Genomic DNA, 21,758 nt, shown 5'->3' on the forward strand with positions numbered 1-21,758 from the left:
AAGTGAGCCTTCAGCCGGCGGAGAGCAAGCGCACCGCAGCATCGCGTTCCTGCACATACAGCAGTGTGCGCACTTTTTCGCCCTCAGGCCCTTCCAGATCCGGATTGCCGGGCACGAGGGCTGCCGCCGCATCGCGGGCGGTGGAGACGAGGCCGCCATGCACCTCCATCTGCGCCACGCGGAAGCCGGGCAGGCCGCTCTGCTTGGTGCCGAGCACATCGCCCTCGCCGCGCAGCCGCAGGTCTTCCTCGGCGATGCGGAAGCCGTCCTCGGTCTCGCGCAATATGGCGAGGCGGGCCTTGGAGGTCTCGCTCAGCGGCCCCCGGAACAGCAGCAGGCAGGTGGAGGCCTTCTCGCCACGCCCCACGCGCCCGCGCAGCTGATGCAACTGGGCGAGGCCGAAGCGCTCCGCATGCTCGATCACCATGAGCGTGGCATTGGGCACGTTCACGCCCACTTCCACCACGGTGGTCGCCACCAGAATGCGCGCCTCGCCGGAGGCGAAGCGGGCCATGGCGGCATCCTTGTCGGAGCCGGAAAGTTTTCCGTGGACCAGCTCCACCGCCTTTTCGCCGAACACCTTTTGCAGATAGGCGGCGCGCTCGGTGGCGGCGGCGAGGTCCGAATTGTCGCTCTCCTCCACCAGCGGGCAGATCCAGTAGGCCTGCGCCCCCGCGCGCAACTGCCGGCCGACGCCCGCCACCACCTCGTCCAGCCGCTCCAGCGAGACAGAGCGGGTGTCCACGGGCTTGCGGCCGGGCGGCTTTTCCCGCAGCTCGGAACTGTCCATGTCGCCGAACAGGGTGAGCACGAGGGTGCGCGGGATGGGGGTGGCGGTCATCAGCAGCATGTCCACCGCCGCGCCCTTGCGCGAGAAGGCGAGGCGCTGCTCCACGCCGAAGCGGTGCTGCTCGTCCACCACCGCCAGCGCCAGATCGTGGAAGGCGACGTCATCCTGAATGAGCGCGTGGGTGCCGACCACGATGCCGATGCGCCCCGTCGCCAGCCCGTCGAGAATGGCGGCCCGCGCGCGCCCCTTCTCGCGGCCGGTGAGCAGCGCCACCTCGATGCCGGCGGCGGCCGCCAGCGGCGTGATGGTCTCCAGATGCTGGCGGGCGAGAATTTCGGTGGGCGCCATCAACGCCGCCTGCCGCCCCGCCTCGATGACGGCTGCGGACGCCAGCAGCGCCACCACCGTCTTGCCCGAGCCCACGTCGCCCTGAAGGAGGCGCAGCATGCGGGTGTCGGCGGCGAGGTCGCCGCGAATGGCGGCCAGCGCCGTCTCCTGCGCGCCGGTGAGCCGGAAGGGCAGGGCCTTGAGGATCGCGCCGGCCAGCCGGCCGTCGCCCTTGCTCGGGCGCCCGCCGGCCTTCACCTGCGTCTGCCGCACGATGGCGAGCGTGACCTGATGCGCATAGAGCTCGTCGAAGGCGAGCCGCTCCCACGCCCGGCCGGTGGGGATGCCGTCCACCGGCGTCTCGGGCTGGTGGATGCGTTTCAGCGCCTCGCGGAAAGCGGGCCAGTCGCCGCGCTCCACCAGATAGTCGGGCAGGGCTTCGGGCAGCTCCGGCACGCGGGCGAGCGCGGCCTCGATGGCCCGGCGCACATGGCCCATGGCGAGGCCTTCGGTGAGCGGATACTTGTTTTCCACCGGCGGCAGCTTGGCGAGGCCGGCCGCATCGAGGATGCGGTCGGGATGGGTCATCTGCCGCATGCCGTCATAGAGGCTGATCTTGCCGCACAGCCAGCGCGTCTCACCCACGGGTAACTGACGCTGGATGAAGCCGGGGTCGAGGTGAAAATGCACCACCGTGAGCTCGCCACTCTCGTCCGAGACGAAGGTGCGGTGGGGTGCGCGCCGGCCCGGCGGGGGGGCGTTGTGGCCGTCCACCTTCACTTCCAGCGTCACGTCCGTATCGGGCTGGGCCTCGAAGATGGTGGGCCTGTCGCGCCGGTCGATGAGGCCGGTGGGCATGTGGAACAGCAGGTCGATGACGCGCGGATTCTCGCGCCCCAGCAGCCGCCCGAACGGGCGCACCATCTTGGGCCCGATGCCGGGAAGCGTGGTGAGGGGGGCGAAGAGCGGATCGAGAATGGCCGGGCGCATGGCGCGCCGAAAGTGGCCGATGGGGGGGATTCGGGCAAGGGGAGGGGCAAAGGCGCGTGCAGTTGTCCCGCTACCGCTCAAGTTTCCGCTTTCGGTGCTAGGGTCTTGGCGCCCGGCGAGGGGATGGCCGGCAGCGTGTATGTCCGGGGAGGCAGCGATGGCGTTGGTCGGCGGCAAGGACCAGAAGAAATACTGGTTCGACGAATATCTGGCGGGTTCGTTCGAGCAACTGGACCATCTGGGCGAGGCCGAGCCGGAGGTGCAGCGCGGGGTCTGCATGGCCACCTGCGTCTACTGGATCTCCCACCACATGCACTATCGCTCGTTCTTCGGCGGCAAGAAGTCGACGGACGTTCGGATCGCCTTCCTCAAGGACAAGAACCGGCTGCTGACCATCCAGCGCGTGCAGGGCGGCTACAAGGATGCGATCAAGGATCACTTCACGGGATCGAGCGATGATGATGGCTATCGCACCGCGCTGAGCACCTTCCTGAAGCCATATGGCCTGAAGGTGAAGGCGACCACCGGCAGCGTCTATCTGTCCCCCACCGTGAAGTACGCCCTCACCACCCGCGAGAACTATGTGCAGTCGACGGAAGGCCGGTTCGAGGATCTGGTGGAGCGGCTGAACACCATGACCCACGCCTACCACATCCTGAACTTCGACGGCGTGCCGGGGCATACCACCTGCTGCTACAAGTCCGGCGGGACGCGGGGCAAGAACACGCACCTCTACATCTTCGATCCCAACATCGGGGAAATGAAGGTGCCCGCCGACAAGATCGGCGAGGTTCTGGCCAGCACCGTCTATCAGTATTTCAGCAAGGAAGCCTATTTCAGCTCGCTGGTCGCCATCGAGGTGGAGAAGAACAGCACCGGCGGCGTCACCTGACCCGCACCCTCCCGTGAAGGGCGGGTCCGGCTTCCGCCCCCTCTTTTCCCTACCGGTCTCCCGCGGCATCATGGGATGCAGTCATTCTCAGGCGACGTCGAGCTTGGTGGGACTTGGGGGAGCCGATGAAAAGATTGAACTGCGGGCGATACCTCAGTTTGTCGGCGGGCTTTTTAGTCCTGGTCGCCTTGCTAAGTGCCACCTGCGCAAATGGAATGGATTTCTCCATTCACGCCAACAACCAATATCCCAATCTGACAGCGATACTTGCCAAAGGGAACATTGTCCAAGGCGATGTCGAGCGTTTAAGCGCTATTTTGCGGCAAATGCCTGCCAAAAAGAACACGGCCGTCTATCTCAATAGCGGAGGAGGAAATCTCTATGAGGGTATGAAGTTTGGGAGATTTTTCCGAGTGAACCGGATCAAGACTGTTGTGGAGGGTGGGGAGGCCTGCGCCAGCGCTTGCGCAATCGCATTTTTGGGCGGCACCGACAGCGACGGTAAGCCTTGGCGTTCAAGTTCAACGGATAGCAGGCTCGGGTTTCACGCATTCAGAGGCATTAGTGATACGATGGATAGCGACCAGGTTCAGGTTGTTGTCGTTGACATGCTTCGTTATGGGAAGCAAATGGACGCACCCATTGATCTTCTTATTGCGGGATTTTCCACCTCGTCGAAGGACATATTTTGGGTTTCAAATGAGGATGTGTGCCTTCTGAAGATCAAGCTTTGGAGTAACGAAACCAAAAAGTTCGTCTGCAACTGAAACATTTTTCATTCTCGAGAGATGCTGCCTGCTCGCAGTGGCAGCCCATTCTGTCGGTCTGCTACTTCAGCCCCATGCAATTGGCATAGAACGTCGTGGTGGCCGGCCAGTCGGAGAAGACGCCGATGACGCCCACGTCGCGGGCCAGCACGTCGAGCAGGCGGTAGGTGTCGCTCGGCTTGCGGATGACGGGCTTGATGGTGCTGTAATAATAGCCGCCGCCGTCGGTGAGCGTGCCGGAGCGCTCCAGCGACCAGCCGATCAGCTTCAGTCCCGCCGCCTTCGCCTCCAGCGCGAAACGGGAGGGCACGATCTGCTGCTTCTCGTCCAGCGTGACCATCATGGGCAGTGCCGGCGCGAGGATCTTTACGCCCGCATCCGCCAGTTCCTTCATGCCGGGCTTCCAGGTCTCCGGCTTCTGGACATCGAAATCCTTGTCCTTTTCCGCCGATGAGCCGAGCCGCTCGTCCAGCAGCACCGCCTGCACGCCGAAGGCCGGCTCTTCCTTGATCCAGTAGAGCACGTCGCGCAGCAGGAAGGATTGCGGGAAGACCTGCGAGGGCGCGATGCCGGCGTCCTTGTAGTCGTCGATCATCTGCTGGGCATAGGCGTTCTGCGTGTAGGTGCCGTCATAGGGCATCAGCACGCGCGGCTGCTTCAGCTCGGGCGTGAACTTCACGCCGAACGATTTGAACAGCGCGATGCTCTCCTTGTGGGTCATCAGCGTGCCGGTGGTGGCGTAGAGGTCGGTGCGCCAGCCGGGCGTGCCCTTCATATAGTCCACCACGGAGATGGCATTCTCGTTGGCGCCGTCCATTTTGCCGCGCAGCTGGCGGAATTCGGCCAGCGTCAGGTCGCTGGTGCAGCATTTCACCTGCGCCTTGCGGCCCGTGGCAGGATCGGCGGGCGAGAAGGGCACCGAACATTTCTTCGCCAGCTCCGGGCGCGAAAGGATGTCGGTGGAGGTGTGCAGGTCGCACTGGTCGTGCCGGCAGACCAGCTCGCGATCCCGCGTGAAGGTCACGTCGCATTCCATGATGCCCGCGCCCATGCGCGCACCGGCCATATAGGCTTCGCGCGTATGCTCGGGGAATTGCAACGGCGCGCCGCGATGGGCGATGGAGAAGCTGGAACGCTGGAAGGGACCGGCCTCGCAGGCCTTCAGCCTGTCCTTCAGCGGGCCGGGGTCGAGATCATCCACCAGATAGAAGGGGCGGGGGCCGAGCTGGGCTTGCGGCGGTTCGCTTTGCGCCTGCGCGGGCAGGGCGGTGAGGGCCAGCAGGACGGCGGGGAGCAGCGCAAGCGTGCGCAGCCACAGGTGAAAGCGGTCGCCAGTCATGAAGAGCCCTCCGGGACATGCCGGTCCTGCCGACCGAAGACGGCAGGCTCCGACATAAGAATGACCGCCGGATGACCTTGAGGCGAGCCGTTTCCTCGAGCGTTTCATCGCTTCATGGAAACGCTGAAACGCTCCACGTCTTTGATAGAGAATGTCTTTCGGCTTGGACTGCGGAGCAGTCAAAGCCGGACATGCTCTAGCGCCCCTCCATCGCTGTCACCATCTCCCGGAAACCCCGTCGCCGGGCGTGTTCGAGGGCGGTGACGCCCTCCTTGTCGGGGATGCGCACGTCGGCCCCGGCCTCCACCAGCGCTCGGACGATGGCCTGATGGCGCGCGCCGCCGTCGCCGAGGATCACCGCCTCCAGCAGTGCGGTCCAGCCGAGCTTGTTGACGTGGTTCACGTTGACGCCCGCAGCGATCAGGGTGCGCACGGTCTCCACATGGCCGCGCTCGGCGGCGGGGATCAGCGCCGTGCCGCCGAAGCGATTGGTGCTCTTCAGGTCCGCACCATGGGCCAGCGTGAGCTTCAGTATGTCGAGGCGGCCACGGGCGCCGGCATAGAGATAGGCACTGTCGTGGATGGCGTCCTGCGCATTCACGTCGGCGCCGGCTTCGATCAGCACGCGGGCGGCGTCCGTTTCGCCGGCGATGGTGGCCACGAGAAGGGCGGTCTGGCCCTGATCGTTGCGCGCATCCACGCTTGTGCCGGCGGCCAGAAGCGCCTGGATGGCCGGCACATCGCCCTGTTCAGCGGCGGAGAGCAGCGCACGGGCGTTGGGCTGGGCCATGGCGGTCTCCATGTGTGTGGCGGCAAGGGATGATGCGAGGATCAGCGCGCCGAGGACAAGGACCGCACGCCGGTCATGGAGCAAACGGGGCATGTCGGGCTACTCCTCTGGCGCCTGTGATGTTGCGGGTCTGGCGTGCATAACCGGGCTGTCAGGCGGCAGGCGAATGTCCCGCCGTGCCCCCTCCCAACCCTCCCCCGCACCGAAGTCGGATGTTTCCGACTTCGGCACCTTGATGCCGAAACCGGCAATGGCCGGCTTCGGGCGGGAGAGGGCTTTTCCCATCGGGATGCCGGGCTTCCCGCTCGATCTTCCTTGATCTTACGCTCATGACGAGCGCGACAGGCTCCCTCTCCCGCCTGCGGGGGAGGGGTGGGGAGGGGGAAGAGGCGCACCATATGGTGTGAACCATCCCCCTCCCGGTCTCAACTGACCGTCAGATCACTTCAGCTGGTCCTGCACCTTGGCGAGGGCTGCCGTGGCGCAGGCTTCGTCCAGATTGCCGCCGGGGGCGCCGCCGACGCCAACGGCCCCGATGGTCTCGTTGCCCACCTTCACCGGCACGCCGCCGGCCAGCACCAGGAAGCCGTCGATGGCGACCAGCTGCGCCGCAGCCGGGTTCTTCTGCACATTTTCGGCCACCGTCGAGGTGGGCAGGCGGGTGGAGGCGGAGGTGAAGGCCTTGCGGCGGGCGGCATCCACGGTGTGCGGGCCGGCATTGTCGGCGCGCATCACGGCGCGCACCACGCCGGCGCGGTCCACCACGGTGGCGGTGACGTTGTAACCCTGGGCGCTGCACGCCGCGACGGTCTCGCGGGCCAGATCAGCGGCGAGGCCGAGCGGCATGTTCTTCTCCTGCAGCACCTGCGCGGAGGCGGCCGAGGTGAGGGCGAGAGCGGCGGCGGCGGCGAGGATGAGGCGGGTCATGGTCGGTCTCCCGGAAGGGCTCGAAAGGATCGGTGCCGAAAGCGTTCTGCTTTCCGGGGACAGATCTACCGGCCGGGGCCTTGCCGCTGAATCCGTGGTGCCACAGGGCGGTGTAGGTAGGGCTACCTAGACGCCGCTGCCGGGTCCGCCAGCGTGAGGCGCACGAACTCGGCCACCGAGCTGGTGCCGAGCTTCTCCGCGATATGGGCGCGGTGGGCGTCGATGGTGCGGGCCGAGACGTTCAGCGCCGCCGCGATCTCCTTGCTGGCCCAGCCCCGGCACACCATGTCCAGCACCTCGCGCTCGCGCTCGGTGAGGCGGCCCAGCAGATCCTGCGCTTCCGCCCGCTCCAGCACCTGCTCCAGCGCCTTCCCCGCCATGGCGATGGCGTCCAGCAGCACCTGCTCGTCCACGGGCTTGGAGAGGAAATCCAGCACGCCGGCCTTGAAGGCGCGGCGGCAGGCGTTCACGTCGCCATGGCCGGTGATCATGATGACCGGCCAGTCAATACCGCGCTCCACCAGCTTCTGCTGCAATTGCAGGCCGCTGATCATGGGCATGCGCAGGTCGAGGATGAGGCAGCCGGGCCGCGCCCGGTCAACGTGGGCGAGGAAGGTCGCGGGATCGGCGAAGGTCTCCACGCTCATGCCATAGGTGCCGAGCAGCAGCGCGATGGCCTCGCGCACGGGCTGGTCGTCATCGACCAGATAGATGCGGACAGGGGTCATTGCGCGGCCTGCCGGGCGGCGCCGGCCTCGGGAAGGGTGAGGATGAAGGCGGCGCCGCCCGAAGGCGCGGCGTCCGCCGCGATGCTGCCGCCGCAGCGCTCCAGCAGCGTGGCGCAGAGCGAGAGGCCGAGGCCCAGCCCGTCCGGCTTGGTGGTGAAGAAGGGCTCGAACAGGCGCAGGCGCACGTCGGCGGGAATGCCCGGTCCGGTATCGCTCACGCGGATCTCCACCCGGCCATCGGCGCCGGCAGCGGCGGGCATGGCGGTGGTGCGCACGGTGATGGTCTTCTCGCCCGCCGTGCCGTCGAGGCTGTCGGCGGCGTTGCGGATGAGATTGTGCAGCACCTGCTCCATCTCGATGGGATCGGCGAGGATGTGCGCGCCGGGCGCATCGCTGTCCAGCTCAAGCGCGATGCCGCGCCGCTCAAGATCGGCACGCACCAGTCCGGCCACGTCGTCCACGATCTCAGCCACCTCCGTCAGCACGGGGCGGGGCGGGCGGTTCGAGATGTAGTCGCGCATGCGCTTCAGCATCTCGCCGGCCCGCCGCGCCTCGCGCACGTTCGCCTCCAGCGCCTGGTCGAGCAGGGAGGGGTCGCTGCCGGGCCGGGCCAGCCGGCGGGCGGCCTGGCTCTGGCTCAGCAAGGCGGTGAGCGGCTGGGTCAGCTCATGGGCGATGCCGGAGGCCAGCTCCCCCAGCGCATTCACCCGCGCCGCATGGGCAAGGCGGGTTTCGTGCTCAAGAAGCTGGGTGCGCTGCTCGGCCAGCCGGGCGGCTTCCTCGGAGCGACGGGCGGCGAGGCGCTGGCGCCACGCATAATGCAGCACCAGCAGGGCCAGCAGCGAGAGCGCTGCGAAACCGAGCGTCAGCTTCGGGTCGAGGATTTCGGCCAGCGAGAGCGGCCGCACGAGGGTCAGCGTGAGCGGCTGGCTCGGGCTGTCGATGGCCCGGCTGAAGCGCGGCGCGGGCAGCCACGGGAGGGCATCGCCTTCCTGCTCGGCCTGCCATTGCGCCAGTGGCTGCCCGTCGAGGGTGAGCGTCACATGTGCCCAGGCGGGGCGCTCGGAGGGCTCCACCAGCAGCGTGGCGTCGATCTCGATGATGACGGCCAGCGCCGGATTGGCCGCGCTCGCCTTCTTGCCCACCAGATAATGGGTGGGCGCGGGCGGATCGCGGAAGCTGCGCGGCTCGCCCGGCGTCAGGGCATAGAGGGCGGCGGCGAGGCCGGCGTGATCGACCGGGACCGGCGCCATGGACATCAGCGGCCTGAGCGACACCGTCCCGCCGCTCTCGGCCAGCGACACCACGTCGATGCCGGCCACGCGCGGATAGAAGCGCATGAACCTGTGGCTCACCTGCAGGATGGCGTCCTGCGGCGGCGGATCGGCCACCAGCACCAGCGCCACGAGGCTGGTGAGCAGGGCATCATGTTGGGCCACCCGCTGCGAGATCACGCGATGCAGGGCGAAGCCGTTGGAATTGACCTCCTCCCGCGCCCGCTCCACCGCCGTGCGGGCGCTGAAGCCCACGAACAGCGCGTTGAGCCCCAGCCAGACGGCGAGGAACACCAGAAGTCCGAGAGCGGCACCGCGCCGTTTCAATGCATGGCCTCCCTCGCTTTGGCCCGGATATGACGGTGCGAGGATACACGCTGCGGCGTCCGCGTGCATGGCTGTCCACACCCTCTCGCAACATCGCCCAAGGTCACGCTAAACTCGCCTTACGTCTCTGGGGCAGAAACGCATGACGGACAGCGAAGCAGAACGCGCCGAACGGGCGGCCTTCATCCTCACCCTGCGCGGGCGGGGCATCCGCGACGTGGCGGTGCTGCGGGCGCTGGAGCTGGTGCCGCGCGCACTGTTCGTCGATCCCACCCTGCGCCGCCACGCCTATGAGGATGTGGCCCTGCCCATCGCCTGCGGCCAGACCATGTCGCAGCCGAGCCTGGTGGCGGCCATGACCGAGGCGCTGTCGCTGAATGCCGAGCACAAGGTGCTGGAGATCGGCACCGGCTCCGGCTACCAGGCCGCCGTGCTCTGCCATCTCGCCTCGCAGGTGGTGACGGTGGATCGCTATCGCTCGCTGGTCAGCGAGGCGCAGGTGCGCTTCCGGGTGCTGGGCCTGCGCAACGTGGCCGCCTTCGTGGGCGACGGGCTGCTCGGCCTGTCCACGCGCGGGCCCTATGACCGCATCATGATCACGGCGGCAGGGCCGGAACTGGCCCCTGCGCTGGTGGAGCAGCTGAAGCCCGGCGGCATCCTCGTGGCCCCCATGGGCGACCCCCGCGAGGTGCAGATGCTGCGCCGGTTCGAGAAGGGGCCTGAGGGGGTGACGGCTACCGACCTCATGCCGGTGCGCTTCGTGCCGCTGGTGCCGGGGGTGGCGGCGACGCTTTAAACCTTTGGTTGCGCAACTAAATCCGTTGCCGGGCGTTCATGTGGCGGCGCTTAAGTTCCCCAGCGTCGTCAGCCGGAGGGAGTGTGCGTTTTGAGTCTCGATCACTTGCGGATCTCGACCCTCATCGCTGCCTGTCTGGCCATCCTCCCCGCCACAGCCCAAGCGAAGGATAAGATGAAGCCTGCCGATGCCCTCGTCCTCGACACCGAACGTCCGCTCCTGATCGAAGCCCTCAAGCTCTGCGGCAGCCCGGACATCAAGACGCTCATGGCCGGGCTGCCCGCCTTTGCCGAGAAGATGAAGGCGGTGCATGTGGCGCCTGACCATATCAACGAGAAATTCGCCGCCGCCGGCATGGTCAGCTTTTCCGGCTGGGGCTTCAGCGCGGGCGCGCCGGCCGCGCTCGACATGCGCTCCTTCTTCGTCGAGATCCGCATGCAGGAGACGGGCGGGCGCACCGTCACCTTCTGCGAGATCACCGACATGACCACCGATCCCGATGCCACCAAGCTCGCCCTGGTGGAGGCCGACTGGCTGAAGGCCATCGAGCCGTGGACGCAGAACGCCCTGAAGACGCTGCGCAGCGAGCGCCCCGCCACCGCCACCGACGATGCCACCTTCGAGCATTATTTCGACCTCTCCACGCCGGGCACCGTGGGCTCGCTCTCCACCTTCCGCATCGAGCACAAGCTGCAGCTGAATTTCATGCGCGCCACGGGGCAATAGGTGGCCGGCATCGCGGCCAACTTCCGCACCCATGGCGTGAGGGGGCTTCTGGCCCTCGTGCTGCTGTTCGCGCTGCTCGGCCCTCTGGCCGGCGGGCTGCCGGCGCTGTTCTTCCAGCAGGTGGCGTGGTGGGGCGAGCCGGACAGCCTGCCCATGCTGCTCACCGTGCTGACCCTCGTCTATGCCTATGGCCTCCTGCCGGCGGTGGTGACGGCTGTCGTCGTGACGCTGATCTCCCCGCGCGGCCATGGCGGTTCGTTCGCGCGGGTGTGGGTGGCGGCCATGGCTGCCACGGCCATCACCCTGCCGATCCATTTCCTGCTGTTTCGTGCCATGTGGGGCACGGGGGATCCCGGCGCGCTGGGCCTCATCGCCATGATGGTGGTGGCCTGCGTGCTGTTCACCGTGCCCGCCGCCTCCTGGTGCTGGTGGGCGGCCTCGAGGCTGCGCCTGCTGTGATTGCGGATGATCCCATGACATTGCCTGACACCGATCTTGCACCGCCTCCCTCCACCGGCTGGTTCGGGCCGCTCCGCTCCCACGGCTGGAAGGGCGTGCTCGCCCTGGTGGTGCTGTTCGCCGTGCTTGGGCCCCCGGCCGGCGCGCTGCCGCTGATGGCCACGCAGCTCATCGGCGCCATCAAGCAGCCCGTCATGCTGCACGCGCTGGGAATGATGGCCGGCTCCGCCTATCTCATGGGCGTGATACCGGCGGTGAACACTGCGCTTCTGGTCTGCCTGCTGTGCCCGCGCCACCATCCGGCGGCCTATGTGCGGGTGTGGGTGTGCACGCTCGTGTCCACCTTCGTCTGGCTGGGGTTCCTCGGCGGCTTTCCGGGCATGGGCATGCCCCGTCTCGACGGCGTGGCCCTCATGACGCTGGGCGTCGGCATGATCGTGACCCTGCCGGCGGCCACGTGGTGCTGCTGGGTGGCGCGCAAGCTGAAGCTGCTCTGAGGGCGTGCATTGCCCGGCCTTTGCCGGATCGGATAATGTGCTGCGTCTTCCCTCACCTTGCGCAGCATGGGACTAGCGGCCGTGGATTTGCTTTCCATGACCCCGGCGATGATGCCACCCGAATTGACGCCTCCCGCGGCCATCTCGCTCGGGGATGCGCCGGCGGCGCTCGCCACCATTCTCGATCGTGCGCCGCCGGTGGCGGACGGGGCGCTGCGCGCCGCCACCCGCCTCACCGGCCAGTGGGGCCATGGTGCCCTGCACGATTATCTGCCCGGCATGAATGGGCATGTGCTCATCACCTATTACGGCGCGCCGCAGGAGATCGTCTGGCGCACGCCGGAGGCGCGTCTCGCCGGCACCACAAGGTCCGGAACGCTGACCATCATCCCCGAGGGTGTCGCGGGTCGCTGGGACATTGCCGGACCCATAGGCGTCTCGCACGTCTTCCTGTCCGATGCGCGCCTGAGGGCCTGCGCCGAGGCCATCGGCGGCGGCGCGGGGGAGCTGGAGCTGCTGGCGCGGGTGGGCTTTGACGATCCCATCGCCGCCCGCCTCATGGAGATGCTGGGGCGGGAGGCCGTGACCGCCGATCCCGCCGCCCGCCTGTTCGTGGAACAGGCGACCGACCTGCTCTGCACCCAGCTGGTGCGCGGCCATTCCTCCTTCGGTGCGCTGCAGGCGGAGCTGCCGAAGAAGGGGCTGGCGGAACGCCATGTGCGCCGCGTCGGGGCCTATATGCGCGAACATCTCGCCCGCGAGATCGGGCTCGACGAGCTGGCGGGGCTCACGGGCCTCAGCCGCTATCATTTCTGCCGCGCCTTCCGCCTCGCCACCGGCCGCACGCCCCATGACGCGCTGGTGGAGGTGCGCATGGAGCGGGCGCGGGACCTGCTGGCTGATCCCGCGCTCAGGATCACCGACATCGCGCTGGCGGTGGGCTATGAGACGCCCTCCGCCTTCGCGGCCGGTTTCCGGAAGACGGTGGGCGTGACGCCGACCGCCTTCCGCAGGGCGCTGTGAGCGCCGCCGGTAGCTGTCAGATCCGGTTGTCCCAGGCGGCGATCTGGTGGGCCTTCAGCATGTCCTCGATCTGCTGCGGCACCACGTTGCGGAAGTGGCCGGTATCGGCGGGGACGATCTCGATCATGCGGTCGATCATCTCCTGTGCGTCCATCTTGCCGTCCGGCCCGGCGAAGAAGGCATCGAAGCCCGCCCGCAGGTCGGCGCGCTTGGTGAAGTGCACGTCATCGTCCAGCCAGCGGAAGGGATTGTCCGCCATGGTCTCGTTATAGCCGGTGTAATAGGCGCCCGGATTGATGGTCTGGATCTTGATGTCATAGGCCGCCAGCTCCTGCTGGAGGGCTTCGGCGATGGATTCCAGCGCGTGCTTGGTGGAGACGTAGGTGCCCCAGTTGGCCGGCGTGAACAGGCCGCCCATGGAGGAGGTGAACACCACCTTGCCCGGCTTGCCCGCCTTTACCCACTTGCCCACCACGCCCTGCGTGAGCTGGAGCGGCAGGAAGACGTTGATCTCGTAGTTCTTCCGCACGAGATCGAGGGGGATTTCCCACACCGGGCCGGCCTCGCCCATGCCGGCATTGTTCCAGAGCACGTCGAAGTCCCACTTCAGCGCCTGCGCGATGTCATAGGGGTCGGTGAGGTCGAGGCGCTCCACCGTCAGATTGTCGAGGCCGAGGGCCTTGGCCTCCTCGCGCAGCGGAGTGACCTGCGAGGACACCTGCACGGTGGCGATGACGGTATGGCCATTTTTCGCCATGCCGATGGCGGCCCCCTTGCCGAAGCCCGAGCCTGCGCCGGTGATGAGGATGGTCTTGGTCGTGGTCATGATGTGCTCCTGTCTTTGGAATTGTGAGGTGAGGGATCAGGCGCCGAGCGCCGCCACGGCGGCGGTGGCGATGTCGAAATCCTGCGCGACCGAGCCGCCGGAGACGCCCACGGCGCCGATCAGCGCGCCGGTGCCGTCGAACAGCGGCAGGCCGCCGGCGAAGACGGTGAGGCCGCCATTGCTGGTCTCGAAGCCGGGGGAGGTGCCGCCGGGCCTGGCGTAGTCCCACAGGACTTCCGTGGGGGCGGCGAACAGCACCGAGGTGCGGGCCTTGTTGATGGCGATCTCGATGGCGCCGAGCACGGCGCCGTCCATGCGGCCGAAGGCGGCGAGGTGGGCTCCGGCATCGAGCACCGCGATGTTGACCGGAATGTTCAGGTCGCTGGCCCGCTTCTCACCTGCGGCGAGCAGGGTGCGGGCGGTTTTGAGGGTGAGCATGTCCTTGCCCCTGTGGTGCGGACCGGAGCGCCGTGCCCCGATCCGATGGGCAAAGGAATAAGGGCCGGCGGGAGCCGCCGCCGTTCGCCGATTGCGCGCACTGTTCGCCGATTGCGGTGACGTGCGGGGAGGGAGCGAAGAGGGGCAGGGGAGGGGCAGGGGAGGCCGGGCGTTAACCGGAGATTGCATTGGCGGTACCGGGCGCATTGCGCCGCTGCCGCGGGTGCTTTAACCAAGCGTTAAAGCTCACCCCCCTTGGGAAAGTGCGTTCCGTGTCTGCGCTGCGACCGTTCATCCTTGCCGGAACGATGGCCCTTACCCTCGCACTGGCCGCCTGCGGCGGACGTCCGGCGGGTGTGCTCGTGCCTGTGGCCACTCAGGTGCCCGGTACCACGCAGGTGTCGATGCTCGTCGCCACCACCCGCGCCAAGGCCACCAATACGGACATGTTCTCCGGCGAGCGCGGCAAGGTGCCGAGCTTCGCGGAGATCACCGTCTCCATTCCGCCCGATGCCGGCCGTCAGGTGGGCGAGGTGCAGTGGCCCAAGAGCGTGCCCGGCAATCCGCAGACCGATTTCGTCGTCTCCGGCGCGCAGGACATGACGCTGCCGGAAGCCAAGACCTGGTTCAACCGCGACGTGAAGAAGCGTCCGCAACGGCAGGTGCTGGTCTTCATCCACGGCTACAACAACCGTTTCGACGATGCGGTCTTCCGCTTCGCGCAGATCATCCACGACTCGGGCGCGGACGTGACGCCGATCCTGTTCACCTGGCCCTCGCGCGGCAGCCTGCTCGCTTATGGCTATGACCGGGAGAGCGCGGTCTATTCCCGCGACGCGCTGGAGAATTTGCTCACCGCGCTGGCGAAGGACCCCAACGTGGGCGAGGTGTCGGTGTTGGCCCATTCCATGGGCAATTGGGTGACGTTCGAGGCCCTGCGCCAGATGGCCATCCGCAACGGCCGGGTGCTGCCCAAGATCAAGAACGTCATGCTCGCCGCCCCCGACGTGGACGTGGACATCTTCCAGTCGCAATGGGCCGATCTCGGTACGCCGACGCCCAACGTCACCGTCTTCGTGTCGCAGGACGACAGGGCGCTGAAGATCTCGCAGCGCGTGTGGGGCTCGCAGGCCCGCCTCGGGCAGGTCAATCCGGAGCTGGAGCCCTACAAGAGCGAGTTCGAGGCCCGCAAGATCAACGTCTTCGACCTCACCTCCCTGAAGACGTCGGACGGCCTCAACCACGGCAAGTTCGCCGAGAGCCCGGACGTGGTGAAGCTCATCGGCACCCGCATCGCCACCCAGCCGACCATCACCGACAGCCGCGAGGGCGTGGGCGACCGTATTGTGCAGGTCACGACCGGCGCCGCCACCACCGTGGGGCATGCGGCGGGGATGGTGCTCTCCGCGCCGGTGGCGGTGGTGGACGCCAACACGCGCGACAATCTGAGTGCGCAGGCGGAGCAATTGGGCGGCACCGTCAACGGCACCATGCATTCCACCACCGGCCTGCTCACCACGGCACCTAGCCAGTAGGGCCAGTAACCCGGCGCGCCCGGCCCGCGCCGGGCCCCAAAATCTGTGGCGCGGAAGCCACAGTGCACCAATTGTTGCGGACAGCTTCAGGACTTAAGCGCTCATTTACCCGACCCGCCTTTACTCCACGACATGTTCGGTGCGTGCGAGTTGGGTCACATGACAGCTTCCAGCAAATCTTCGGGACGTATTGCGGTCGCACGCGTTGCGGCGATCGGTCTGCTGGCTGCCGGTCTGGCCGGATGCAGCGGCGACGTGACGCGTTTTGCGGACAATGGTCCGCAGGCGGGTCTGCCGCCTCAGCAGCCCTCCAGCGAGGTGACGGGTTCGCTCGGCTCCGCGCCCTCCGCGCGGGTGGATTCGGGGCCCATCGGCTCGCCCCTCGCGGCTCCCCAGATGAGTTCGGCCCCCATGGGTGCGCCGCAGATGGGTTCGCAGCAGGTGGCTTATGCCCCCGCCAACCAGACCTATAATTCCGGCTCGTCCAACTATGGCTCGGGCGGCTATGTGGCGGCCCCGCCGCCGCCTGCGGTTCCCCACACCCCGCCCGCGCCCGCCATGGCGGCTGCCGGCGGCAACCATGTGGTGACGTCGGGCGAGACGCTGTCCTCCATCGGCCGCCGCTACAATGTGAGCCGCGCCGCCATCGCCAGCGCCAACGGTCTGCCGCAGGATGCGCCGCTGCGCATCGGCCAGTCCCTGGTCATCCCCGGCGCCGGCAATGCCAATGTGGCGCAGGCCCGTCCGGCGCCCGCGCCGGCGATGGCTACCGCCCCGGTCGGCAAGCCGCAGCAGATGGCCGCCGCCACCCCGGCGATCGCTCCCGCGCCCGGCCCGGCGCCGCTCGGCACCACCCGTTCCGCCGCCCCGACGCCGGCCGCGCCCCCCATGGCGCAGGCCCAGCCGCTGGTGACGCCCGCCGTTCCCGCGCAGCCGAAGATGGCCGCCGCCACCCCGGCCGCCCCCGCCAAGGTGGAAACCGCCGCCAAGGTGACTCCGGCCGAGGATGCGGAAGAAGCCCGCTCGCCTGGCGCCGGCCCGCAGTTCCGCGCTCCCGTCCGTGGCCGCGTCATCTCCGGCTTCGGTCCCAAGCCCGGCGGCTCGCGCAATGACGGTGTGAACTTCGCCGTGCCGGAAGGCACCGCCGTGCGCGCCGCCGAGGACGGCACGGTGGCCTATTCCGGCAACGAGCTGAAGGGCTACGGCAACCTCGTCCTGATCAAGCATGCGGACGGCTATGTCACCGCCTATGCCCATAACAGCGAGCTGAGCGTGAAGAAGGGCGACACCGTCCGGCGCGGCCAGATCATCGCCAAGGCCGGCCAGAGCGGCGGCGTGGGCACCCCGCAGTTGCACTTCGAGATCCGCAAGGGCTCGCAGCCGGTGGACCCCAGCCAGTATGTGGCCGGGCTCTGAGTTCGACAGTTCCTTCCGAGAAGACTGCAACGGCCGGGCTTGCCCGGCCGTTTTCTTGTCGTCACCCTCAGCGCCGGTGCCGCTTGACGCACCGTGCGCCCGCCGATAGGCCCGTTCCATGACCATCGCTCCCAGCGGCACCCGTGCGCTCATCGTTGGCCTCGCCGGCCATAGCCTCACCGAGGGCGAGCGCGCCTTCCTGCGCGACGTGCGCCCGTGGGGCCTGATCCTGTTCGCCCGCAACGTGGATACGCCGGAGCAGGTGGCGGCCCTGGTGGCGGATGCCCGCGCGGTGCTGGGCTGGCGCGTGCCGGTGCTGATCGATCAGGAAGGCGGCAGGGTGCAGCGCCTGCGCCCGCCGCACTGGCTGGAATATCCGCCGGCGGAAAATTTCGGCCTGCTCTATGACAACGACCGCACCCGCGCGCTGAATGCCGTGAGGCTGAACTCGCGCCTGCTGGCCCATGACCTGCTGACGCTCGGCATCGACGTGGACTGCCTCCCCGTCGCCGATCTGCGCCTGCCGGAAGGCCATGGCATCATCGGCAACCGCGCCTATGGCTCGGATGCGGCCATCGTCGCGCCGCTGGCCGGGGCGGCGGCGCAGGGCCTGCTGGATGGCGGCGTGCTGCCGGTCCTCAAGCACCTGCCGGGCCATGGCCGCGCCCCCGTGGACAGCCATGAGCATCTGCCCAGCGTGTCCGCCCCGCGCGCGGTGCTGGAGGAGACCGATTTCCAGCCCTTCAAGGCGCTGAATGCCCTGCCGCTCGGCATGACCGCCCATGTGGTCTATGAAGACATCGATGCGCAGAACCCCGCCACCACCTCCCGCGTGGTGTTGGATGAGGTGGTGCGCGGCCTGATCGGCTTCGACGGGGCGCTGATGAGCGACGATCTGTCCATGAAGGCCCTGTCCGGCTCGTTCGCCGAGCGCGCCCGCGCCTCCATCGCCGCCGGCTGCGACCTGCTGCTCCATTGCAACGGCGATCCCGCCGAGATGGCGGAAGTGGCAGGCGAAGCGCCGGTGCTGGTCGCCGACGCGCTCACCCGCACCGAACGGGCGCTGGCCCTGCGCATCACGCCGCCCGCCTTCGACATCGAGGCCGCCCGCCGGGACATGGCGCGGCTGCTCGATCCCGCGCTCTGAGCGGCCATGTCCGGCGCGCCAACTCCCGAAGGCGATCCGCCGGTTGATCCGGCGGCCGAGCCCGCGCCGGATTTCGTCGAGGATCAGCTTCCCGAGGCGCGCGAAGGCGCCTTCGTGGTGGATCTGGACGGCTTCGAAGGCCCCCTCGACCTGCTGCTGGCGCTGGCCCGCACCCAGAAGGTGGACCTGCACCGCATCTCCATTCTGGCGCTGGCCGACCAGTATCTGACCTTCATCGAGGAAGCCCGGAAGGTGCGCCTTGAGCTGGCCGCCGACTATCTCGTCATGGCGGCGTGGCTGGCTTACCTGAAATCCCGCCTGCTGCTGCCGGTGCCGCCCAAGGAGGATGGCCCGAGCGCCGAGGAACTGGCCGCCGCCTTCACCCGGCGCTTGAGGCACCTTGAGCGCATCCGCAAGGCGGCCGAACAGTTGATGGCCCGCGACCGGCTGGGCCTCACCGTCTTCCCGCGTGCCGAGCTGGACGAAAGCGTGCCGGAGGCGCGCCCCGTGGTCTATACGGCCACCCTCTACGACCTCCTGTCCTCCTATGCCCAGCAGCGGCAGAAGCAGGCGCTGTCGCTGGTCACGTTGAAGACCCGCATGACGTGGTCGCTGGCCGATGCGCGCGAGCGGCTGGAGCGGCTATTGGGCACGTCGCTGGGGGACTGGATGCGCCTCGACCAGTTCCTGATAGAATATCTGACCACGCCGGAGGAGCGGACGACCGCCATCGCCTCCAGCTTCTCGGCCACGCTCGAAATGGTGAAAGAGGGCAAATTGGACATCCGACAGGACGCGCCGTTCGCGCCTCTGTGGCTGCGGCCCCGGCCCGGGGAGGGCAGGGAATGAATCGCGCCGCGCCCCGCGTCGATCTGTTCGACGTCCGTCCCGATGACGAACGCGCCGTCGCCCTTGCCCGCGACCTGCGCATCATCGAGGCGCTGCTGTTCACCTCCGGCGCGCCGCTGGAGCCGCATAAGCTCGCCGCCCATCTGCCTGAGAAGACCGACATCGAGGCGCTGATGGACATCCTCGCCGCCGATTATTCCCGGCGCGGGGTCAACCTCGTGAAGGCCGGCGGCGGCTGGATGCTGCGGACCGCGCCCGATCTCGCGCCCGTGGTCTCGCGGGGACAGGTGGAAACCCGCAAGCTGTCCCGCGCTGCCGTGGAGGTGCTGGCCATCGTCGCCTATCACCAGCCGGTCACGCGCGCCGAGATCGAGGACATTCGCGGCGTCTCCACTTCCAAGGGCACGCTGGACCTGCTGCTGGAGAGCGGCTGGGTGCGCCTGCGCGGTCGCCGCAAGGCGCCGGGGCGGCCGGTGACATATGGCACCACGCCCGCCTTCCTCACCCATTTCGGCCTCGATGCCTTGCAGGACCTGCCCGGCCTCGACGAACTGCGCGGCGCGGGCCTGCTGGATGGCCGCATCCCGCCCGGCTTCACCATTCCGCTGCCCTCCGACGATGCCGCCTTGCGCGACGACGAGGAGGCGCTGGAGAAGGAGCCTCTCGACCTCGCCCTCGCGCCGCTGCTCGATTATGCCGAGCGGGACGAGGGGGATGGGGCAGGGGACGGGGAAAAGGACAGGGACGAGGGCGAGACGGAATGAACGCGCCAACCACCGGCCTGCCGTCCGGCTCGCCCGCCAGCATTGCCAAGGGACTCACCTTCGAAGCCGTTCGCCTGTCCTATGGCGGGGTGGAGGCGGTGCGGGGCATCGATCTCGCCGTGGCGCCGGGGGAGGTGCTGTGCCTGCTCGGGGCGTCCGGCTGCGGCAAGACCTCGCTGCTGCGCCTTGCCGCGGGCATCGAGCGGCCGGACAGCGGCCGCATCGCCGTGGACGGCATGGAGATGGCCGGGCCGCAGACCTTCGTGCCGCCGGAGCGGCGCGGCATCGGCCTCGTGTTCCAGGACTATGCGCTGTTCCCGCACCTGACCAATCTGGAAAACGTGAAATTCGGCCTCGCCCGCCTGAAGCGCGCCGATGCGGATCAGCAGGCCCGCGCGGCGCTGGATCTGGTGGGGCTGGCGGACCACGCTTCGGCTTATCCCCATGAATTGTCGGGCGGCCAGCAGCAGCGTGTGGCGCTTGCGCGGGCACTCAGCCCGCGTCCGGGCATCCTGCTGCTGGACGAACCCTTCTCGGGCCTCGACCGCCGCCTGCGCGACCAGGTGCGCGCCGACACGCTGAAAGTCCTGCGGCAGGCCCGCGCCACCGCCATCATCGTCACCCACGATCCGGAAGAGGCCATGCGCCTGTCGGACCGCATCGCCTTGCTCAGGTCCGGCGAACTGGTGCAACTCGGCACCCCGGAAGCGCTCTATGGCACGCCTGCGGACCTTGGCGTGGCGCGCTTCTTCTGCGAGCTGAACGAGGTGCCTGCCCGTATTTCAGGCGGCGTTGCCGAAACGCCGCTCGGCTGCTTCCCGGCGCCCGGCGTGGCGGATGGGACGGGCATCGCCGCCATCCGGCCGCAGGCGCTGTCGGTGGCGCAAGGGCAGGGAATTGCGGGCCGGGTGATCGAAAAATGCTTCCTCGGAGAGGCCGATCTCCTGGAAGTGATGGTGGATGGTCTGCCGCGTCCGCTCATGGCCCGCACGCGGCCCGGCCTCGATTTTGGGCAGGGGGCGGATGTGATGCTTGCGGTAGATCCGGCGGGGGTTCTTGTTTTCGCCGCGTCCCGCGCCTAGTTTCTACGGTCAAAGGGACGGGGCGGGGGAATTCCGCTGTTACAGCACGTCCTCGCGCAGAACGGCCTATTGGAGGGTGAGTTATGGGTTCGATGAGCATCTGGCACTGGATCGTGGTGCTGGCCGTGGTGCTCCTCCTGTTCGGTCGCGGCAAGATCTCCGACCTGATGGGCGACGTGGCCAAGGGCATCAAGTCCTTCAAGAAGGGCATGGCCGAAGACGAGGATGTGCCGGCGAAGAAGGACGCCGAGGCGCCGCGCCCGCTGCCGCATCAGGCCACTCCGGCCCCCGAGGCGGAAAAGAAGGCCGTCTGAGCGTCCGCGTCCCGCATTGAGAAGGGCCGCGGTTCCGCCGCAGGCAGTGAGCCGTCATGTTCGACATTGGCTGGTCGGAGTTAATGCTGATCGGCGTCGTGGCGCTGATCGTCATCGGCCCGAAAGAACTGCCCGGCGTGCTCCGCACGGTGGGCAAGACTGTCACCAAACTGCGCCGCATGGCCGGCGAGTTCCAGGGGCAGTTCAACGAGGCGTTGCGCGAGGCCGACCTCGCCGACATCCGTAATGACATCGGCAATATCGTCGGCGGGGTGAAGGACAGCGTTGGCAAGTCCTTCCCCGGCACGGAGGCGTTCGACCCGCTGCGCTCCATCCGCGAGGACATCAAGTCCGCCGTGGAAGGGGGCGTGAAGGGCGAGACGCCGGCCGAGCCGGCGGTGCCCGTCTACGATCCCTACAAGTTCATGCGCGACGAGATCGCCGGGGCCGTGACCAAGGCCACCGGGGGCACCGCTGTGGCTGCCTCGGCTTCCGCGGCTGTGGATACCGCAACGGCAGCGCCCACCGGCGCCGTCGAGCGTGCTCCGCTGCCGGCCGAGCCGCTGGTGCCGCTGCCGCCCGCTGCGGCGGAACCTGCACTCGACACCGCCCCCGATCTGTCGCAGAACCAGCCGGCGGCAACGCCGGTCGAGCCCAAGCCTGCCTCCGGCAGCGCGGCCTGAGCGCGGCGTTGATGCGCGCGCGAGCCGCTGACCTTACATGAGCATGGACCGG

23 protein-coding genes are annotated in these 21,758 nt (G+C 68.1%); 15 read left to right on the forward strand and 8 right to left on the reverse strand.

What is annotated here, in order from left to right; translation table 11 throughout:
- Nucleotides 1-10 precede the first annotated feature (10 nt).
- A complete protein-coding gene (gene recG, locus IEW24_RS17120) occupies nucleotides 11-2,107 on the reverse strand; it encodes an ATP-dependent DNA helicase RecG (RefSeq protein ID WP_188580844.1) in 2,097 nt (698 codons plus the stop codon).
- 157 nt (nucleotides 2,108-2,264) lie between these two features.
- On the opposite strand from recG, the gene IEW24_RS17125 reads away from it, so the two are divergent.
- The gene (locus IEW24_RS17125) at nucleotides 2,265-2,999 is read left to right on the forward strand and encodes a YopT-type cysteine protease domain-containing protein (RefSeq protein WP_188580846.1); all 735 of its coding nucleotides are present in this window, start codon (nucleotides 2,265-2,267) and stop codon (nucleotides 2,997-2,999) included.
- A gap of 125 nt (nucleotides 3,000-3,124) precedes the next feature.
- A complete protein-coding gene (locus IEW24_RS17130) occupies nucleotides 3,125-3,766 on the forward strand; it encodes a COG3904 family protein (RefSeq protein ID WP_188580848.1) in 642 nt (213 codons plus the stop codon).
- Between the two features lie 61 nt (nucleotides 3,767-3,827).
- Here IEW24_RS17130 and IEW24_RS17135 read toward each other — a convergent pair whose 3' ends face one another.
- The 5 genes from IEW24_RS17135 to IEW24_RS17155 form a co-directional block, all read right to left on the reverse strand.
- On the reverse strand, nucleotides 3,828-5,105 hold the full coding sequence (locus tag IEW24_RS17135) for a glycerophosphodiester phosphodiesterase family protein (RefSeq protein ID WP_188580850.1): 1,278 nt from the start codon (nucleotides 5,103-5,105) through the stop codon (nucleotides 3,828-3,830).
- 196 nt (nucleotides 5,106-5,301) lie between these two features.
- Nucleotides 5,302-5,988, reverse strand: a complete 687-nt coding sequence (locus IEW24_RS17140; RefSeq protein ID WP_210324241.1) for an ankyrin repeat domain-containing protein — start codon at nucleotides 5,986-5,988, stop codon at nucleotides 5,302-5,304.
- A gap of 348 nt (nucleotides 5,989-6,336) precedes the next feature.
- Entirely contained in the window at nucleotides 6,337-6,822 is a 486-nt protein-coding gene (locus IEW24_RS17145) for a GlcG/HbpS family heme-binding protein (protein ID WP_188580852.1), read from the reverse strand.
- A 122-nt stretch (nucleotides 6,823-6,944) separates the two neighbouring features.
- A complete protein-coding gene (locus IEW24_RS17150; protein WP_188580854.1) occupies nucleotides 6,945-7,550 on the reverse strand; it encodes a response regulator transcription factor in 606 nt (201 codons plus the stop codon).
- Nucleotides 7,547-9,151, reverse strand: coding sequence for a sensor histidine kinase (locus IEW24_RS17155; RefSeq protein ID WP_188580856.1), 1,605 nt, complete (start codon nucleotides 9,149-9,151; stop codon nucleotides 7,547-7,549). The genes IEW24_RS17150 and IEW24_RS17155 overlap by 4 nt, the downstream gene beginning before the upstream one ends.
- A 142-nt stretch (nucleotides 9,152-9,293) precedes the next feature.
- On the opposite strand from IEW24_RS17155, the gene IEW24_RS17160 reads away from it, so the two are divergent.
- The 5 genes from IEW24_RS17160 (at nucleotide 9,294) to IEW24_RS17180 (ending at nucleotide 12,652) form a co-directional block, all read left to right on the forward strand.
- Nucleotides 9,294-9,947: a protein-L-isoaspartate(D-aspartate) O-methyltransferase gene (locus IEW24_RS17160; protein ID WP_188580859.1), complete on the forward strand. Its 654-nt coding sequence runs from the start codon at nucleotides 9,294-9,296 to the stop codon at nucleotides 9,945-9,947.
- A gap of 174 nt (nucleotides 9,948-10,121) precedes the next feature.
- Entirely contained in the window at nucleotides 10,122-10,673 is a 552-nt protein-coding gene (locus tag IEW24_RS17165; RefSeq protein WP_188580861.1) for a hypothetical protein, read from the forward strand.
- Nucleotides 10,674-11,132, forward strand: a complete 459-nt coding sequence (locus IEW24_RS17170; protein WP_188580863.1) for a hypothetical protein — start codon at nucleotides 10,674-10,676, stop codon at nucleotides 11,130-11,132.
- Nucleotides 11,133-11,146: 14 nt separating this feature from the next.
- Nucleotides 11,147-11,629 carry a hypothetical protein gene (locus IEW24_RS17175; RefSeq protein WP_188580865.1) on the forward strand — a complete coding sequence of 161 codons (483 nt, stop codon included), beginning with the start codon at nucleotides 11,147-11,149 and terminating at the stop codon, nucleotides 11,627-11,629.
- Between the two features lie 81 nt (nucleotides 11,630-11,710).
- Nucleotides 11,711-12,652, forward strand: a complete 942-nt coding sequence (locus IEW24_RS17180; protein ID WP_244644500.1) for a helix-turn-helix transcriptional regulator — start codon at nucleotides 11,711-11,713, stop codon at nucleotides 12,650-12,652.
- A gap of 16 nt (nucleotides 12,653-12,668) precedes the next feature.
- On the opposite strand, the gene IEW24_RS17185 is transcribed toward IEW24_RS17180, so the two are convergent.
- Together IEW24_RS17185 and IEW24_RS17190 are read right to left on the reverse strand one after the other, a co-directional pair.
- Complete coding sequence (locus tag IEW24_RS17185; RefSeq protein WP_188580867.1) at nucleotides 12,669-13,478, reverse strand: SDR family oxidoreductase; 810 nt, start codon at nucleotides 13,476-13,478, stop codon at nucleotides 12,669-12,671.
- A gap of 36 nt (nucleotides 13,479-13,514) precedes the next feature.
- A complete protein-coding gene (locus IEW24_RS17190) occupies nucleotides 13,515-13,916 on the reverse strand; it encodes a GlcG/HbpS family heme-binding protein (RefSeq protein WP_188580869.1) in 402 nt (133 codons plus the stop codon).
- 272 nt (nucleotides 13,917-14,188) lie between these two features.
- On the opposite strand from IEW24_RS17190, the gene IEW24_RS17195 reads away from it, so the two are divergent.
- From IEW24_RS17195 to tatB, 8 genes are all read left to right on the forward strand, one after another.
- Nucleotides 14,189-15,451 (forward strand): alpha/beta hydrolase, encoded by a 1,263-nt coding sequence (locus IEW24_RS17195; RefSeq protein WP_373870084.1) that lies wholly within the window; start codon nucleotides 14,189-14,191, stop codon nucleotides 15,449-15,451.
- A 255-nt stretch (nucleotides 15,452-15,706) separates the two neighbouring features.
- Nucleotides 15,707-16,867 (forward strand): M23 family metallopeptidase, encoded by a 1,161-nt coding sequence (locus IEW24_RS17200; RefSeq protein ID WP_244644502.1) that lies wholly within the window; start codon nucleotides 15,707-15,709, stop codon nucleotides 16,865-16,867.
- Between the two features lie 118 nt (nucleotides 16,868-16,985).
- Nucleotides 16,986-18,014, forward strand: a complete 1,029-nt coding sequence (gene nagZ, locus IEW24_RS17205; RefSeq protein ID WP_188580871.1) for a beta-N-acetylhexosaminidase — start codon at nucleotides 16,986-16,988, stop codon at nucleotides 18,012-18,014.
- Between the two features lie 6 nt (nucleotides 18,015-18,020).
- Entirely contained in the window at nucleotides 18,021-18,863 is an 843-nt protein-coding gene (locus IEW24_RS17210) for a segregation and condensation protein A (RefSeq protein ID WP_188580872.1), read from the forward strand.
- Nucleotides 18,860-19,627, forward strand: coding sequence for an SMC-Scp complex subunit ScpB (gene scpB / locus IEW24_RS17215; protein ID WP_188580874.1), 768 nt, complete (start codon nucleotides 18,860-18,862; stop codon nucleotides 19,625-19,627). The genes IEW24_RS17210 and scpB overlap by 4 nt, the downstream gene beginning before the upstream one ends.
- Nucleotides 19,624-20,709, forward strand: coding sequence for an ABC transporter ATP-binding protein (locus IEW24_RS17220; protein ID WP_188580875.1), 1,086 nt, complete (start codon nucleotides 19,624-19,626; stop codon nucleotides 20,707-20,709). The genes scpB and IEW24_RS17220 overlap by 4 nt, the downstream gene beginning before the upstream one ends.
- Before the next feature lie 83 nt (nucleotides 20,710-20,792).
- Nucleotides 20,793-21,023 (forward strand): twin-arginine translocase TatA/TatE family subunit, encoded by a 231-nt coding sequence (locus IEW24_RS17225; protein WP_188580877.1) that lies wholly within the window; start codon nucleotides 20,793-20,795, stop codon nucleotides 21,021-21,023.
- 56 nt (nucleotides 21,024-21,079) lie between these two features.
- Complete coding sequence (gene tatB / locus IEW24_RS17230; RefSeq protein ID WP_188580879.1) at nucleotides 21,080-21,706, forward strand: Sec-independent protein translocase protein TatB; 627 nt, start codon at nucleotides 21,080-21,082, stop codon at nucleotides 21,704-21,706.
- Nucleotides 21,707-21,758 lie beyond the last annotated feature (52 nt).

The organism is Azorhizobium oxalatiphilum (assembly GCF_014635325.1).
Taxonomy (GTDB): Bacteria; Pseudomonadota; Alphaproteobacteria; order Rhizobiales; family Xanthobacteraceae; genus Azorhizobium; species Azorhizobium oxalatiphilum.

Bases quoted from the DNA above. Each gene is read 5' to 3' on its own strand.
- IEW24_RS17210 (WP_188580872.1), top strand. From the start codon at position 18,021: ATGTCCGGCGCGCCAACTCCCGAAGGCGATCCGCCGGTTGATCCGGCG.
- IEW24_RS17185 (WP_188580867.1), bottom strand. From the start codon at position 13,478: ATGACCACGACCAAGACCATCCTCATCACCGGCGCAGGCTCGGGCTTC.
- tatB (WP_188580879.1), top strand. From the start codon at position 21,080: ATGTTCGACATTGGCTGGTCGGAGTTAATGCTGATCGGCGTCGTGGCG.
- IEW24_RS17225 (WP_188580877.1), top strand. From the start codon at position 20,793: ATGGGTTCGATGAGCATCTGGCACTGGATCGTGGTGCTGGCCGTGGTG.
- IEW24_RS17160 (WP_188580859.1), top strand. From the start codon at position 9,294: ATGACGGACAGCGAAGCAGAACGCGCCGAACGGGCGGCCTTCATCCTC.
- IEW24_RS17165 (WP_188580861.1), top strand. From the start codon at position 10,122: ATGAAGCCTGCCGATGCCCTCGTCCTCGACACCGAACGTCCGCTCCTG.
- IEW24_RS17125 (WP_188580846.1), top strand. From the start codon at position 2,265: ATGGCGTTGGTCGGCGGCAAGGACCAGAAGAAATACTGGTTCGACGAA.
- IEW24_RS17150 (WP_188580854.1), bottom strand. From the start codon at position 7,550: ATGACCCCTGTCCGCATCTATCTGGTCGATGACGACCAGCCCGTGCGC.
- scpB (WP_188580874.1), top strand. From the start codon at position 18,860: ATGAATCGCGCCGCGCCCCGCGTCGATCTGTTCGACGTCCGTCCCGAT.
- IEW24_RS17135 (WP_188580850.1), bottom strand. From the start codon at position 5,105: ATGACTGGCGACCGCTTTCACCTGTGGCTGCGCACGCTTGCGCTGCTC.
- IEW24_RS17175 (WP_188580865.1), top strand. From the start codon at position 11,147: ATGACATTGCCTGACACCGATCTTGCACCGCCTCCCTCCACCGGCTGG.
- IEW24_RS17220 (WP_188580875.1), top strand. From the start codon at position 19,624: ATGAACGCGCCAACCACCGGCCTGCCGTCCGGCTCGCCCGCCAGCATT.
- IEW24_RS17190 (WP_188580869.1), bottom strand. From the start codon at position 13,916: ATGCTCACCCTCAAAACCGCCCGCACCCTGCTCGCCGCAGGTGAGAAG.
- IEW24_RS17140 (WP_210324241.1), bottom strand. From the start codon at position 5,988: ATGCCCCGTTTGCTCCATGACCGGCGTGCGGTCCTTGTCCTCGGCGCG.
- recG (WP_188580844.1), bottom strand. From the start codon at position 2,107: ATGCGCCCGGCCATTCTCGATCCGCTCTTCGCCCCCCTCACCACGCTT.
- IEW24_RS17145 (WP_188580852.1), bottom strand. From the start codon at position 6,822: ATGACCCGCCTCATCCTCGCCGCCGCCGCCGCTCTCGCCCTCACCTCG.
- nagZ (WP_188580871.1), top strand. From the start codon at position 16,986: ATGACCATCGCTCCCAGCGGCACCCGTGCGCTCATCGTTGGCCTCGCC.
- IEW24_RS17130 (WP_188580848.1), top strand. From the start codon at position 3,125: ATGAAAAGATTGAACTGCGGGCGATACCTCAGTTTGTCGGCGGGCTTT.